The 14,828-nt window shown below is 73.8% G+C and carries 13 protein-coding genes; 5 read left to right on the top strand and 8 right to left on the bottom strand.

Annotation, left to right across the window (positions count from 1 at the left end):
• Positions 1 to 168: 168 nt before the first annotated feature.
• From ACN28A_RS06750 to ACN28A_RS06735, 4 genes are all read right to left on the bottom strand, one after another.
• A complete protein-coding gene (locus tag ACN28A_RS06750; RefSeq protein ID WP_421393390.1) occupies positions 169 to 447 on the bottom strand; it encodes a hypothetical protein in 279 nt (92 codons plus the stop codon).
• 62 nt (positions 448 to 509) lie between these two features.
• On the bottom strand, positions 510 to 2,141 hold the full coding sequence (locus ACN28A_RS06745; RefSeq protein ID WP_421404200.1) for a sodium:solute symporter family protein: 1,632 nt from the start codon (positions 2,139 to 2,141) through the stop codon (positions 510 to 512).
• Between the two features lie 213 nt (positions 2,142 to 2,354).
• Positions 2,355 to 3,803 carry a hypothetical protein gene (locus ACN28A_RS06740; protein ID WP_421393388.1) on the bottom strand — a complete coding sequence of 483 codons (1,449 nt, stop codon included), beginning with the start codon at positions 3,801 to 3,803 and terminating at the stop codon, positions 2,355 to 2,357.
• A gap of 14 nt (positions 3,804 to 3,817) precedes the next feature.
• Complete coding sequence (locus ACN28A_RS06735) at positions 3,818 to 4,420, bottom strand: hypothetical protein (RefSeq protein ID WP_421393386.1); 603 nt, start codon at positions 4,418 to 4,420, stop codon at positions 3,818 to 3,820.
• Between the two features lie 315 nt (positions 4,421 to 4,735).
• Between ACN28A_RS06735 and ACN28A_RS06730 the strand changes: the two genes are divergently transcribed.
• From ACN28A_RS06730 to ACN28A_RS06710, 5 genes are all read left to right on the top strand, one after another.
• Complete coding sequence (locus tag ACN28A_RS06730; protein WP_421393384.1) at positions 4,736 to 6,055, top strand: MFS transporter; 1,320 nt, start codon at positions 4,736 to 4,738, stop codon at positions 6,053 to 6,055.
• A gap of 449 nt (positions 6,056 to 6,504) precedes the next feature.
• Positions 6,505 to 9,558, top strand: a complete 3,054-nt coding sequence (locus ACN28A_RS06725) for a nitrate- and nitrite sensing domain-containing protein (RefSeq protein ID WP_421393382.1) — start codon at positions 6,505 to 6,507, stop codon at positions 9,556 to 9,558.
• Positions 9,559 to 9,981 carry a roadblock/LC7 domain-containing protein gene (locus ACN28A_RS06720; protein WP_421393381.1) on the top strand — a complete coding sequence of 141 codons (423 nt, stop codon included), beginning with the start codon at positions 9,559 to 9,561 and terminating at the stop codon, positions 9,979 to 9,981.
• Positions 9,971 to 10,363: a DUF742 domain-containing protein gene (locus ACN28A_RS06715; RefSeq protein ID WP_278063886.1), complete on the top strand. Its 393-nt coding sequence runs from the start codon at positions 9,971 to 9,973 to the stop codon at positions 10,361 to 10,363. Before ACN28A_RS06720 ends, ACN28A_RS06715 begins: the two co-directional genes overlap by 11 nt.
• Entirely contained in the window at positions 10,344 to 10,946 is a 603-nt protein-coding gene (locus ACN28A_RS06710; RefSeq protein ID WP_421393378.1) for a GTP-binding protein, read from the top strand. The genes ACN28A_RS06715 and ACN28A_RS06710 overlap by 20 nt, the downstream gene beginning before the upstream one ends.
• Positions 10,947 to 10,990: 44 nt before the next feature.
• Here ACN28A_RS06710 and ACN28A_RS06705 read toward each other — a convergent pair whose 3' ends face one another.
• From ACN28A_RS06705 to ACN28A_RS06690, 4 genes are read right to left on the bottom strand one after another with little or no spacing between them, the layout of a single operon-like run.
• On the bottom strand, positions 10,991 to 11,695 hold the full coding sequence (locus tag ACN28A_RS06705) for a LutC/YkgG family protein (RefSeq protein WP_421393377.1): 705 nt from the start codon (positions 11,693 to 11,695) through the stop codon (positions 10,991 to 10,993).
• Positions 11,688 to 13,217, bottom strand: coding sequence for a lactate utilization protein B (locus ACN28A_RS06700; protein ID WP_421393375.1), 1,530 nt, complete (start codon positions 13,215 to 13,217; stop codon positions 11,688 to 11,690). Before ACN28A_RS06700 ends, ACN28A_RS06705 begins: the two co-directional genes overlap by 8 nt.
• The gene (locus ACN28A_RS06695) at positions 13,214 to 13,957 is read right to left on the bottom strand and encodes a (Fe-S)-binding protein (protein ID WP_421393374.1); all 744 of its coding nucleotides are present in this window, start codon (positions 13,955 to 13,957) and stop codon (positions 13,214 to 13,216) included. Before ACN28A_RS06695 ends, ACN28A_RS06700 begins: the two co-directional genes overlap by 4 nt.
• Positions 13,948 to 14,763, bottom strand: coding sequence for a GntR family transcriptional regulator (locus tag ACN28A_RS06690; protein WP_421393372.1), 816 nt, complete (start codon positions 14,761 to 14,763; stop codon positions 13,948 to 13,950). Before ACN28A_RS06690 ends, ACN28A_RS06695 begins: the two co-directional genes overlap by 10 nt.
• Between the last annotated feature and the right edge of the window lie 65 nt (positions 14,764 to 14,828).

Here is a 14,828-nt window from a genome sequence, read left to right as displayed (position 1 = left end):
TGCTGCCCTCCTGTGCCGGATGTCCCGTGCAAACGGTCTTCCGGCACGACTACCCCGGACGACCCGGGCCATGCCTGCTCCACCCGTCCCGCCGGCCACGCCTGCTCCACCTGTCCCGCCGACCAGGCCCGCCGGAAGCGGGACCGAAACCGGGCTAGCGGTCCGGGGTCACTCCCGGTCGATCGGGCGCCGCCACTGCCAGACCAGGAAGCCGAGGCCGAGCACGAGCATCGCCAGGCCGGCCCAGAGATTGATCCGGATGCCCTGGGCCTTCTGCACCGCCGAGGCGCCGTCGAAGACGCCTACCAGGCCGACCAGCAGGCCGTACACGACGAAGAGTCCACCGATCACCCGGCGGATGTCGAACAGCCGGGCGGCGGCCGACCGGCGCTGCTGCTCGGCGGGGTCCACCGGCGTCCCGGCCGGCGGACGGTTCTGGTCTTCCATCCCCTCGTCCCTTCCTCCTGACCGCCCCGCCCGTCGCGGCCGGTCCACGATGGCCTGCGGACTCACAGCACCGGCAGGTAGAGCAGCACGGACAGCGCCACCGCGATCCCGCCGAGCAGCAGCGGCGAGCGGTACCAGCGGCCGTCGCCGGCCAGCAGGGCCGCCCGGCCGTCAGTGCCGGCGAGCCCGTAGACCAGGCCGCGCAGCTCGTCGTCGGGCTTGCGGGCGGTGAGCGGAGTGAGGATCACCGTGACGATCGCCACCAGTACGAACGCGACGCCGGCGCCCCAGAAACTCTCCTCCAGGTCGGAGTCGAACGGCAGCACCCCGGCCCGGTAGAGCAGGTAGGTGGCGAACGCGCCGAGGGTGCCGGTCAGCAGCGACCAGAAGCCGGCCCAGGCGGTCATCCGCTTCCAGAACATCCCGATGATGAAGGTGGCGAAGAGCGGCGCGTTGAACACCGAGAAGAGCACCTGGATGTAGTTCATGATGTTGTTGAAGCCGGCCGCGATGAACGCGGTGCCGATCCCGACCAGTACCCCGGCGATGGTGGCGATCCGGCCGACCCGCAGGTAGTACCCGTCCGGCCGGTCCTGCCGGACGTACGTCTGCCAGATGTCGTAGGTGAAGACGGTGTTGAAACCGCTGACGTTGGCCGCCATGCCGGCCATGAACGAGGCCAGCAGGCCGGTCACCGCCACCCCGAGTACGCCGGTCGGCAGCAGGTCGCGCATCAGCAGCGGGATCGCGTTGTTGTAGGTCAGGTCGCCGGTCTCGGCGCCGAGCCCGTTCACCGTGACCACCGCGACCAGGCCGGGAATCACCGTGACCAGCGGGATCACCATCTTCGGGTACGCCGCGATGATCGGGGTACGCCGGGCCGCGCTCATGTCCTTCGCCGAGATCGCCCGCTGCACCTCGGCGAAGTTGGTGGTCCAGTATCCGAACGACAGCACGAAACCGAGCCCGAAGACGACGCCGATCCAGCTCGCACCCAGCGGGTTCTCGGTGCTGCCGGTGTCCGCCCAGGTGTGCAGCCCGGCCTCGCCCAGGTCCGAGCCGCGGACCGCGTCCCAGAGCCCGTCGATCCCGCCGACCTTGGCCAGCCCGATCACCGTGATCGGGACCAGACCGGCCAGGATCACGAAGAACTGGAGCACCTCGTTGTAGATCGCCGAGGTGAGCCCGCCGATCGTGATGTACGCCAGCACGATGAGCGCACCGACCACGATGGAGGTCCAGAGCGGCCAGCCGAGCAGCGCCTGCATGATCAGGGCCAGCGCGTAGAGGTTGACCCCGGCGATCAGCACCTGGGCGACGGCGAAGCTGAGCGCGTTGAGCAGGTGCGCCGGCCGGTTGAAACGCAGCCGCAGATACTCCGGCACGCTGCGTACCTTGGAACCGTAGTAGAAGGGCATCATCACGATGCCGAGGAAGACCATCGCCGGTACGGCGCCGATCCAGTAGTAGTGCAGCGTCATCAGGCCGTACTGGGCGCCGTTGGCGGCCATCCCGATGATCTCCAACGCACCGAGGTTGGCCGAGACGAAGGCGAGCCCGGTGACCCAGGCCGGCAGCGACCGGCCGGAGAGGAAGAAGTCCACGCTGGTCCGGATCGCCCGCCGGGCCGCGATGCCGACACCGAGCACGGTGCCGAAGTAGAGCGCCAGGATCAGATAGTCCAGCGCGTTCATGTCCAGCCGCAGGCCGCCGTCCACACCGTCACCTTCGTCCGTACGCTCGGTCCGCCGCCCGGCCCGTCCCGTCGGGCGAGGGGCCTACTACCCGACGCGAGGACCGTTCACGCCTGCCGCTGGTGCCGACGGCTCTCCGGGACGCCGACGGCTCCCCGGCACCCACCGGTCGGCGGGCATCGGGGAGCCGTCGGGAGATCGGCGCGCGGCGGGCTACCGGCCGAGCAGGCGGTCCAGGAAGTCGCGGTGCCGGCGTACCACCATCCGCAGCTGCTCGGTGTCGGTGGCGTCGTCCCGCTGCCAGCCGCCGAGGTCGTCCTGCTGCCGGGTCAGCGCCTCGGTGACCGCCGCCACGGACTCCCGGACCAGCCGGTGGGCCTCCTCGGTGGCACCCGGCGGGTCGTCGACGAACCGGAGCTGCACGTCCCGCCACCGGTCCCGGAAGCCCCGCACGGCCTCGTCGTCGAGGATCGCGACGATCGGCTCGGCCGGCGCGGCACCGGGCGGCAGACCGCCGTCGGTCGTACCCCGGGATTCCGTCGCCCCTGCGTCGTCGCCCCCCGCCGGCTCGTCGAGGTCGCCACCCACCACGTCGGGGTGGCCCGCGCTGAGCACGTCCGGGTTCACCGGATGGGCCACTCCGACCGCCGTCGAGTCCACCGGCCGGCCCAGCGGATCCACCGCCGGGTCGGATCCGTCGGCGTCGGCCGCCGGGGTGCCGGGCCGGGTGGCGCCGGCGGCGTCGGCCGCACCGAGGCTCCGGTCCGGTACGCCCGAACCGGCGGTGATTCCGGTCCGTTCGTCGCCGACCCCGTCGATCCGGTCGTCGGCCGGCCCGTCGCCGGAGCGGACGGTGTCCTCGTTGCGCGGGTCGCGGTGGCTGCCGGCCAGCGCGGCGGCCGCGACCGCACCGCCGACGGTCGGCGCGCCGAAGCTGGTGGGCAGCGGTGCCGGCGCGTGGAACTCGGAGCTGCCGGAGCGGTCCCGGGCCTCGCTGTCGGAATCGTCGGTCCGCGTGCCGCCGTCCGGGTCGTCGGTGCGGACCGGCTCGTCCGGGTCGTCGGTGCGGATGCTGCCGTCCGGGTCTGCGGCGGCGTCCTCGCCGGCGTTCCGGACGTCGGCGGTGTCCTCGCCGGCCTCCCGGACGTCGGCGGTGTCCTTGCCGGCAGCCCCGACGTCGGCGACGTGGTCGACCCGGACGGTGTCCGCGTCGGCGGTGGCCGGCACCCTGTCGGTCGGCTCGTCGGTGCCGTCGGTCGCGTCCGTCTGGCTGGCGTCCGCCAGGTCACCCCGATCACCGGCGCTCGGAACGGCGTCGGCGCCGTCGGCCCGAAGCGCCGGAGAGCGCTCCGGCAGGGCGTCGTCGTCCAGGGCCGCGTCCTCGGCCCGGTCCTCCGCCGAGCGGTTCTCGCCGCGCCGGTCGTCCCGGGCACGGGCCCCGGCGGCCGGGTCGGACGGGAACGCCGGACCGGTCCCGTCGGTGGCGAGGTCGCTGTCGTAGGAGCCCCGCTCGTCGAGCGCGTCGGGGCCCTGGTCACCGGTACCCTCCGGATACCGGTTCCGCTGCCGGCCGTCCGGCTCGGCGGGACCGGTCACGGGTACCGGCTCCGAACGGATCACGTCGGTGCCGCCGTCGTCGGTCTGCTGTTCCTGGTGACGCATCGCGGTGTGCCTCCTCACCGGCTCGGTACGTCCTGCGGGGTGTCCGGACGGGTCCCGTCCGGGTGCTGGTCCGAGTGCTGGCGTACGGGGTCCTCGCCGAGCAGGTCGGCGAAGAGTGCGCGGTAGTGCACGACGGCCTGGCGGAGTTGCTCGGTGCTGGCCTCGCCGCGCTCGTTGCGCAGTTGGATCTCGTGCGCGTCCCGGTAGTGGGTCAGGGTGCGGGCGTGCTCCACGGAGAGGTGGGCGAGCTGCTCGTCGTACTCGCCGACCGGATAGCCACGCTCGGCGATCAGCCGGGTGACCAGTTCGTCCGCCGCGCCCACCGCCTCGGCGGGGGAGTCGACGAACCGGGCCTGGATCTCCTCCCAGTCGGCCGCGTACCGCTGGCGGGATTCGGCGGAGAGCGGAGTGAGCGTCAGTTCGGCGTGGCGGCGTTCGCGTTCCCGGAGTTCCTGCTCGGCGGCGGACCGACTCTGCTGCTCGGCGACCACCCGGTCGTACTCCGGACCGAACCGGGTGCGCAGGGCGCGGCGACGGCTGGCCACCCAGATGGCCGGTACGGCCGCAGCCACGACGAGGACCACAAGGACGATGAGGACGACTTCTATGGGCGACATGGCTCCTCCTTCGTCTTCTGCTATTCCCGCTCGTCCCTGATCGCCAATCCAGATCCGGCATACTTTCGTGCCCCGCGACGGGGAACCGGGTTGGAGCGGTAGGAACCGCTCGTAGCGGGCCTGAGCGGGATAAACGGCCGAACGGGGCCGGTCGGGAACGGAGCTGCCGGAGGCGTGTCGACCGCCTTAGACTGGCCGGCATGACGCACCGACATTAATTCCGCGCCGGAGGCCGACCCGGCCCGTGCTGCCGGGGCCCGCCCGGACGTTTCGTGACCCGAGATCCGAGTCCGAATCGTTCCGTGGGAAGGCCTCATGCCCGTCACCTCACCGTCCGCGCCGACAGTCCGCGCGCGGCGACTGGTCACCACCTTCTACCTCTACGCGTTCCTGGACGAGTTCGTCCTGCTCTACCCGGTGTACGCGCTGCTCTTCACCGACACCGGTCTCTCCGTACCGCAGATCTCGTCGCTCTTCGTTCTCTGGTCGCTGACCGGGGTCGTCCTGGAGGTCCCGTCCGGGGTCCTCGCCGACGCCGTCTCCCGGCGACTGCTGCTCGTCGCCGCCCCGCTGCTCGGCGCCGTCGGCTTCGGGCTCTGGGTCGCGGCGCCCTCGTACTGGGTCTTCGCGCTCGGCTTCGTGCTCTGGGGCGCCCGGGGTGCACTCCAGTCCGGAGCCGCCGAGGCCCTGGTCTACGACGAACTCGACCGGCTCCGCCTGGCCGACCTCTACGGCCGGGTGGTCGGCCGGGCCAGCACGGCCGGCCTGCTCGGTGCGCTGCTGGCCATCGCGGTCGCCGCCCCGGTCTACGCGGCCGGCGGCTATCCCGCGGTCGGCATCGCCAGCGTGCTCGCCGGCCTGCTCTGCGCCGCCGTCGGGCTGGCGCTGCCGGAACACCGCACCCGGGCATCCGGCGTTTCCGCCGTCCCCACCGAACCCGGCGTCGCCGAGGGCGCGGCAGCCGGACCGTTCGCGATCCTGCGGGTGGCGCTGGCCGAGGCACGGGGCAACCGGGCGGTCCGCCGGGCCCTGCTGATCCTGCCGGTGATGGTCGGTGTCTGGGGCGGGCTGGAGGAGTACGTGCCGCTGCTGGCCGGTGAGGTGGTGCCGGTTGCCCGGGTGCCACTGCTGGTGCTGCTGGTCTGGGTCGGGGTGATGCTGGGCGGCCTGCTCACCCCGCTCGGGCAGCGGCTGACGGCGCGGCGGTTCGCCGGCACGGTCGCGGCGGCCTCGATCGCGTTGGCCCTCGGGGCGCTGGCCGGCCGACCGGCGGGCTTCGTGCTGGTGGCGGTGGCGTTCTGCCTCCTCCAGATGACCAGCCTGGTGGCCGGGGTACGCCTCCAGGAGAGCATCGGCGGGCCCGCCCGGGCGACCGTGACCTCGCTGGCCGGGCTCGGCGCCGCACTCGTCACCGTCGGGGTGTACGGCGGGTACGCACTCGCCTCGACGGTCACCGGGCACGGCGTGGTCTTCGGACTGCTGGCGGTGCCGTACCTGGTGCTGGCGGTCGGGCTGGGCCGGGCCGGAGCGCCCCGGCGGAGGCAGGTGGGTGCCGGCCGGGGCGCGGAGGAGCCGGCTGCGGTACCCGCCGACGCCGGCCGGGCGGTGCCCGCCGACGGCGGCCGGGCCGGGTGAGATCCGGCGCTACCGTGCGGGAGTGACATATCCGGCAGGAATCCTCCCGGCGATCCGGTCGGCCCGGCCCACCGGATCGCCACAATGGACGGCACGGTCGTCTCCGCCGACGGGCCGGTCGGTTCCCCGGGACCGGCCGGTCACCGGGCGACGACCCGTACAGCCGCGTTCGCGGTGCTCATCCGGGCGGTCCGATCGCCCGACGTGGATGGATCGGGTGGTGCGCGGAGTGCGCCACATCGACGCTGGTCGAAGCCCACTTTGGCAAGACCGTTGTCGATCCGTCTGCCGGGCCGGAGCAACGGCAGACCCCACGTCCGGTAGTGCCGGGGCCGTTGATTACGTATCCTGCCGAAGGCACGCGCGCCCGTGACCCTCGGACTCTGGCCGGAGCCGCGGGCCGCCGGTGCGGGTGTCGACCCTGACGTAACCCCTTCCGGCGAGGTCTGATGGAAACCCAGAACTGGCCGATCCGCTCGAAGATCGTCGCGCTGGTCGCCGTACCGATCCTCGCGTTGTCGGCGCTCTGGATCTTCGCGACCACGCTCACCGTGGGACCCGCGTCGAGCCTGCTCGCCGCCCAGACCCTGCTGGACGGGGTGGGGCGACCGGGCGAGACGCTCGTGCTGGAGTTGCAGCAGGAGCGCCGGCTCTCGGTACGCCAACTGGTCGACTCGGGCGCCAGCGCCGCCCTCGCCGAACAGCGGACGCGGACCGACCGGGCGATCGCCGAGTTCCGGCGCCGGACCTCGGACGCCGACCTGCGGGACACCACCGGTGCCCTGCTCGACGCCCGGATCGACCAGCTGCTCACCGCAGTCGACGCGCTGGGCTCCGGGCGGGTCTTCATCGACCGGCGCACCGTCGACGCCAGCGGGGCGCTCGGCCTCTACAGCGGGATCATCGACGCCGCGTTCCGGACCTTCTCCGCGCTGAACACGCTGCCGGACGACACCCTCGCCCGGGAGGCCCGGAGCCTTACCGAACTCGGCCGGGCCCGCGAGGTCCTGGCCCAGGCCGACGCGCTGCTCGCCGGTGCGTTCAGCGCGGGGCGGTTCGCCCCGGGCGAGCACTCCCAGTTCGTCCAGATCGTCGGCACCCAGCGGTTCCTCTACGCCGCGGCGACCGCGGAACTGCCGGACGCCGAGCGGGTCGCCTACCAGCAGCTCACCGAGAGCGACGCGTACGTCCGGCTGCGCCGGATGGAGGACGACCTGATCGGCCGGGGCGGTGGCGACACACTTCCGGTCGACGCCCGCCAGTGGCAGGGCAGCTACGACTCCGTCCAGCGGCAACTGCGTGACTTCGAGCTGGCCGGCGCCGACTCGCTCGCCGACCGCAGCCGTCCGGTGGCCGCCGGCATCCTGCTCCGGCTGGGGCTTGCCGGCCTGCTCGGCTTCGTCGCCGTACTGCTCTCGGCGGTGATCGCGCTGCGGATCGGCCGGTCCCTGGTCCGGCGGCTGACCGGCCTGCGCGCCGCCGCACTGAGCATGGCCGACGAACGGCTGCCGGACGTGGTCGGGCGGCTGCGCAGGGGCGAGGAGGTGGACGTCGAGACCGAGGCGCCACCGCTGGACTACGGGCAGGACGAGATCGGCCAGGTGGCGCAGGCGTTCAGCGAGGTGCAGCGTACCGCCATCGCGTCGGCGGTCGACGAGGCCGCGCTGCGCCGCGGGCTGCGGGACGTCTTCCTCAACATCGCCCGGCGCAGCCAGACGCTGCTGCACCGCCAGCTCGCGCTGCTCGACAGGATGGAGCGGCGGGCGGCCCAGCCGGACGAGCTGGAGGACCTCTTCCGGCTCGACCACATGGCCACCCGGATGCGGCGGCACGCCGAGGACCTGGTCGTGCTCGCCGGGGCGGCCCCCGGGCGGGGCTGGCGCAACCCGGTCCCGATGGTGGACGTGATCCGGGGTGCGATCTCCGAGGTCGAGGACTACGCCCGGGTCGACCTGGCGAACGTGGCACCGGCGGCCACCGCCGGCCGGGCGGTCGGCGACGTCATCCACCTGCTCGCCGAGCTGGTCGAGAACGCGACCTCCTTCTCACCGCCGCACACCCGGGTGCAGGTCACCGGGCAGGTGGTCTCCAACGGGTACGCGATCGAGATCGAGGACCGCGGGCTCGGCATGTCGGCCGAGGCGATCGAGCAGGCCAACCGGCGGCTGGCCGATCCGCCGGACTTCGACCCGGCGAACAGTGCCCGGCTCGGACTCTTCGTGGTCGCCCTGCTCGGCGCCCGGCACGGCGTACGGGTCCAGTTGCGCTCCTCGCCGTACGGCGGGGTGACGGCGGTCGCGCTCATCCCCGGCGACCTGGTGGTACCCGACACCTCCAGCCCCGGCCCCACTCCCGCCGCTCCGGCCGCCACCGGCACTCCTGCCACCGTCAGCGGTGACCGGGGCGACGGAGCGGGCGCCGAGCCGGCCGGTACGCCCAGCGGTCCCGGTCCCGGTCCCGGTCCCGGTTCCGGTCCCGGTTCCGGTCCCGGTTCCGGTCCCGGTCCCGGTTCCGGTCCCGGTCCCGGTGCCGGTGGCGGTGCCGGCCAGCCCGCCGCCCGCACGGGCGGCTCGGAGACGACGGAACTGCCCGTGCGGTCCGGCCGGGCCGCCCGGACGTCCCCGGAGGGCGCCGGTTCGTCCGCCGGGTCCGATTCGACCTCCGGGTCCGGCTCGACCTCCGGGCTCGGACCCCGGCGCAAGGCGGGCGCGGCCCTGGCCGCGCTGGTCGCCGCCGGCCGGCCGGAGAAACCGGAACCCGGCCCGGCAACCGACGGCGGAGCAGACCCTGCTGGCCGGCGCGGCACCCGCCAGGGGGCCATGTCCGGTCCCACCGACTCCGCCGGTCCGGGCACTGCCGGTCCCACCGACTCCGCCGGTCCGGGCGCTGCCGGTCCGGGAGACCGCACCGGTTCCGACGACTCCGCCGTCCCCGGCGGTCCCGTCCGGGACGACGGACCGGAGACCAGCCCCCAGCCGGGCGTGCGGCGGCCGAAGACCGGCGGCCTGCACCGGCGGGGGAACGATCCGGCCGCCGCGCCCACCATCCCGGCAAACGTCGCCACCGACCCGGCCGGGCCGGCCGCGCCGACGCCGGCCGGCGGACCGCCGCCACGTCCGGCGATGGACGACGACACGGTCGTACTGCCGGCGGTCCCGCCCAGCGGCGGCCCGGCACGCCCGGCCGCCGGCCCGATCGGCGTGGACGGCCTGCCCCGCCGGATCAGGCAGAAGAGTCTCGCCCCGCAACTGCGGGCCGGGCCGGTGACCCGGCCCGGCGGACCGGCCGGAGCGAGTGCCGCTGCCGGCGGGAACGCCGACGGCGAGTCGGACGAGGCACCGCCGCGTACCCCGGAGCAGATCCGGGCGGTGATGGCCGCGTTGCAGTCCGGCACGGCACGGGGACGACGGGACGCCGGGGCACTTCCACCCCCCGGCGACACCGCCGAGGCAACCACCCGGGTCGCCGACCCGGGTGTTCCGAGTTCTGAAGGGGACGGGTGAGTGGTGCACACGACGAAGCCGGGTGCGGATCTCGGTTGGCTGCTCGACGATCTCGTGGAGCGGGTACCGTCCGCGCAGCAGGCCGTACTGCTCTCCGCGGACGGGTTGCTGATGGCCGCGTCGCGGGAGCTGGGGCGGGAGGCCGCCGAGCACATGGCGGCGATGGCGGCCGGCTTCCAGAGCCTGGCGAAGGGGGCCAGCCGGCACTTCCAGGCGGGACCGGTCCGGCAGACCGTGATCGAGATGGAGTCCGCCTTCCTTTTCGTCACCGCCGCCGGGCAGGGTGCCTGTCTCGCCGTGCTGGCCAGTGCGGCGTCGGACATCGGTGTCATCGCGTACGAGATGGCGATGCTGGTGACCCGGGTGGGACAGAACCTGTCCGCGTCGAGCCGAACACCGCGGGCGCCGGCAGATGCGCAGTGAGGCACCCGGCCCGCACCACGACTGGCTGGACGACGACGCCGGGCCGGTGGTCCGGCCGTACACGGTGACCGGTGGCCGGGTCCAGCCGTCGGCGGGTCGCTTCGACCTGATGGCGTTCGTGGTCGCCGGCCCACCGGACGAGACCGGCGGCGACGGCGCCCAGCCGCAGCCGGAGCAGCGGGCGATCATCGCACGGGCGCAGCAGCCGATCACCGTCGCCGACCTCGCCGCCGACCTCAACCTGCCGGTGGGGGTGGTCCGGGTACTCCTCGGTGACCTGCTCGGCAGCGGCCGGATCTCGATGTACGACCCACCCACCTCGCGCCAGTTCCCCGACGACGACATCCTCAAGGCGGTAGTCGATGGCCTCCGAGCTCTCTGACCGGCCGACGGTGAAGCGGCGAATCCCGCTCGCCCTGAAGATCCTGATCGCCGGTGGCTTCGGCGTCGGCAAGACGACCCTGGTCGGTGCGGTGAGCGAGATCCGTCCGTTGCAGACCGAGGAGATACTCACCGACGCCGGGGCCGGCACCGACGACCTCTACGGGGTGGAGGGCAAGCAGACCACCACCGTCGCGATGGACTTCGGCCGGATCACCATCAACCCCGATCTCCAGGTCTACCTCTTCGGCACCCCCGGCCAGGACCGGTTCTGGTTCCTCTGGGACGAGCTGGCGTTCGGGGCGCTCGGCGCCGTTGTACTGGCCGACACCCGTCGACTGGCCGACTGCTTCCCGTCGGTGGACTACTTCGAACGCCGGGGAATCCCGTTCGTGGTCGGGGTGAACTGCTTCGACGGTGCCAAACGGTTCAGCACCGAGGCGGTACGCGGCGCACTCGACCTGGATCCGGACGTGCCGGTCGTACTCTGCGACGCGCGCAGCCGGCAGTCCGGCAAGGTGGTGCTGGTAGCCCTGGTGGAGCACGTCGCCGCCCGCCGCGCCGACCGGGTCTCGGCGAACTGAGCGCCGCCCGGCCGGGCTCGCCGACGGCGTCCCGGCTGGCCCGGTCAGCCGGTGACCACCAGCACGTCCAGCCGGCGTGGCCCGTGCACCCCCTCCACCCGGTCGAGTTCGATGTCGCTTGTCGCCGACGGCCCGGAGACCAGGGTGATCGGTCGGGTCGGGTCGGCGAGCCGGGCGAGCGCCTCCGGCACCCCGCCGACGACCTGGGACGCCCTCACCACGCAGAGGTGGTGGTCGGGGACCAGGCTGAGCAGCCGGCGCCCCTGGTCCGGGCCGCCGTCCAGCAGCAGCGTGCCGGTCTGCGCGACCGCCACCGCGCAGCCGGTGACCACGGCGACGCCCGGCGCGTCGAGTTCGGCCACCGTCAGCGGGCCCGGGTCGCCGTCCCGGCGCACCCGTCCGAGGTACGCCGAAAGCCACCGCTCCGGTGCCGGTCCGGGTAGCACCACGGTCGGCACCTCGCCGAGCAGTTCCGCCAGCGCCTCGGGCAGCTCCCGTGGCCCGCAGCGGCGTACCGTGGCCCGGTAGTCGAGCAGGCGGTCGACCAGCAGATCGATCAGGTTCCCGTCCGGGGGGACCTCCGTCGGGGCGTCGACGGTCTCCGGCGCTGTCGTGTCCGGGCCGTCCGGGGTCGGCGGGTGGGGCGCGGGGACCGGGGCGGTGTGGTAGTCCCGGGGGACCCGTACCGGTCCGTCGGGCCGGGCGGCCCGGATCCGGGCCAGAATCTCCTGCCGAGCCGAACTAGTCACGGTCGCCCCCGGTCCTTCCGCCGCCCGTCCTTCCGTCGCCCGTCCTTCCGTCGCCCGTGTTGCCGTTGTCGGTGCCGGCGTCCCGACCGGCCCACCAGTCCCGGAACGTCTGTGGGGCCGGCAGCGGGGCGTCCCGGCTGTCCGTCCAGGCCGACAGCGGCCACGGCAGCCGGCGTACCCGACCGCGGGTGCCGGCGACCAGCCGCAGCGGGGCGGCACCCCGGCGGGCGGCCCGGAGCGCGGCGGCGTACCGGCGCCGGTCGCGCATGGCCCAGGCCAGTGCCCGCATCGCGGTACGCTCCGCCGACGGTCGGCCCCGGCGCGCGTCCACGCCCCGCTGTCGCAGGTGCACCAGCACCTCCGGGATGTCGATCCGGACCGGGCAGGCGTCGAAACAGGCGCCGCAGAGCGTCGAGGCGTACGGCAGGCTGCGGTTCGCCCCCGCCTCCGGGCCGGTCAGCTGCGGGGACAGGATGGCGCCGATCGGCCCCGGATAGACCGATCCGTACGCGTGCCCGCCGACCCGCTCGTAGACCGGGCAGACGTTCAGGCAGGCGGAGCAGCGGATGCAGCGCAGCGCCTGCCGGCCCACCGGATCGGCGAGCGTCGCGGTACGCCCGTTGTCGACGAGTACGACGTGTACGGCGCCCGGCCCGTCTCCCGGGGTGACCCCGGTCCACATCGAGGTGTACGGGTTCATCCGTTCACCGGTGGAGGAGCGGGGCAGCAGTTGCAGGAAGACCTCCAGGTCGCGGAAGGTCGGCAGTAGCTTCTCCACCCCCACCACCGAGATCAGCGTCTCGGGCAGGGTCAGGCACATCCGGCCGTTTCCCTCGGACTCCACCACCACCAGGGTGCCGGTCTCGGCGACCGCGAAGTTGGCGCCGGAGATCGCCACCCGGGCGCTGAGGAACTTCGCCCGCAGGTGCCGGCGGGCCGCCTCGGCGAGTGCGGGCGGGTCGTCGGTGAGCGCGTCGAGGTCGACCCCGGGCATCCGGCTGGCGAAGATGTCCCGGATCTGCCGCCGGTTGTAGTGGATCGCGGGGACCAGGATGTGCGACGGGGTGTCGTCGGCGAGCTGCACGATCAACTCGGCCAGGTCGGTCTCCACCGCCGCGATGCCGGCCTCGGCGAGCGCCTCGTTCAGCCCGATCTCCTGGGTGGCCATCGACTTGACCTTGACCACCTCGGTGCTGCCCGTCCGCCGGACCAGCTCGGTGACCACCGCGCACGCCTCGGTCGCGTCCCGGGCCCAGTGCACGGTGGCTCCGGCAGCGGTGGCGGCGGCCTCGAACTGTTCCAGCAGCTCCGGCAGGCGGGCCAGGACGTCGTCCTTGATCGCCGCCCCGGAGTGGCGCAGTGCCGCCCAGTCCGGCACCTCGCCGACCATCCGCAGCCGCTTGTCCCGGATGGTGTGGGTGGCCCGGCGCAGGTTGGCCCGGAGCTGCCCGTCGGCCAGTTCGCGCCGGGCCGCCGTCGGAAACGGCAACGGCGCGACGATGTTCCCGCTACCCGTGCTCACGGCCGCTCCTCGGTGGTCGCGAGGATTTCGGCGTAGTGGATGGCGCGGGGCGCGTCCGGGGTCGGATTAGCGTGCCGGGACAGGCCGCCGTCGATGTGCGCCAGGCAGGAGTTGTCCGCCGCCGCCAGGTAGGCGGCCCCGGTGTCGCGGACCGCCGCGCACTTGTCGGTGAGCATCGCGGCGGAGACGTCGGCGTTCTTCACCGCGAAGGTGCCGCCGAAGCCGCAGCACTCCTCGGCGCCGGGCAGCGCCACCAGCTCCAGCCCGCGTACCGCGCGCAGCAGCCGCTGCGGCCGGTCGCCCAGCCGCAGCATCCGCAGGCCGTGGCAGGTCGGGTGGTAGGTGACCCGGTGCGGGAAGGAGGCACCGACGTCGGTCACCCCGAGCACGTCGACAAGCAGCTCGGAGAGTTCGTGGACCCGGGGCGCGAGTTCGGCGACCGCCGCCGCGAGGTCCGGGTCGGCCGCGGCGAGCCGGGGGTACGACTCCCGCACCATCGCCACGCAGGAGCCGGACGGAGCCACCACGGCCTGGTACCCGGCGAAGGTGTCGACAAAGCCGCGGACCAGGGGCAGCGCCTCGGCCCGGTAGCCGCTGTTGGCGTGCATCTGCCCGCAGCAGGACTGGGCGAGCGGGAACTCGACGGTGTGCCCGAGCCGCTCCAGTACGCGTACCACGGCCCGGCCGGTGGCCGGGTAGACCAGGTCGTTGACGCAGGTGACGAAGAGGGCTATCCGCATCGGGGTCCTTCGAAGAACGGCAGGTGCCGGTCGGCGGCGGCGAGCAGGTGGTCGCGGACGGCGGCACCGGCGGCGTCCGGCTCACCGGTGCCGATCGCGTCGACGATCCGCAGGTGCTCCCGGCCGCTGGTGCGGTAGTGCGCGGTGGGGAAGTGCAGCCGGAACAGGTGCAGGTGGGCGCGGAGCCGGACCACTGCCGCGTGCAGCATCCGGTTGCCGGAGCGTTCGGCGAGCAGGTGGTGGAAGCGGGCGTCCTGGGCGGTGAACGCGGCGATCGCCGCGAAGCCCTCGGCCCCGGGCACCTGGTCCGGCAACTCCGCCTCGCGGCGCAACTCTGCCAGCTCCGCCTCGCGGGGCGACCTGGCCAGCTCCACCTCGCGGGGCAACTCGGCCGACTCGTCGGGCGCCCCGGCCAGCTCGCCGGCACCGCCACCAGCATTTCCGGGGCCGGGGCCGGGGCCGGGGCCGGCGGCGGCGGTCGGCACGGCGAACCGTTCGGCCACCCGGCGGGCCGCGGCGGTCTCCAGGATCAGCCGCATCTCCACCAGCTCGTCGAACTCGGCCCGGCTGAGCAGTGGCGCGGCGGTGTAGCCGGCCAGCGGGCGTTTCCGGACCAGCCCGTCGGACTCCAGCCGGGCCAGCGCCTCGCGGACCGGCGTCGGCGACACCTCCAGCCGCCGGGCCAGCGCGTCGATGTTGATCCGCTCGCCGGGGGCCACCGCGTGCTCCATCACCAGGGCCCGCACCGACTCGTAGACGCCGTCGGCGAGGGTGGTCCGGCGAGCCGGTCGGAGCAGGCCGTTCACGATCGAAGATCCTATAGGAACGGTGGGCGGGGCCGGAAGATCGCCGGGCTGGCCGGCTCCGGTCG

This window comes from Plantactinospora sp. WMMB782 (assembly GCF_049179135.1).
In the GTDB taxonomy this organism is placed as follows: domain Bacteria; phylum Actinomycetota; class Actinomycetes; order Mycobacteriales; family Micromonosporaceae; genus Plantactinospora.
This window is presented reverse-complemented; position numbering and strand designations above follow the sequence as displayed.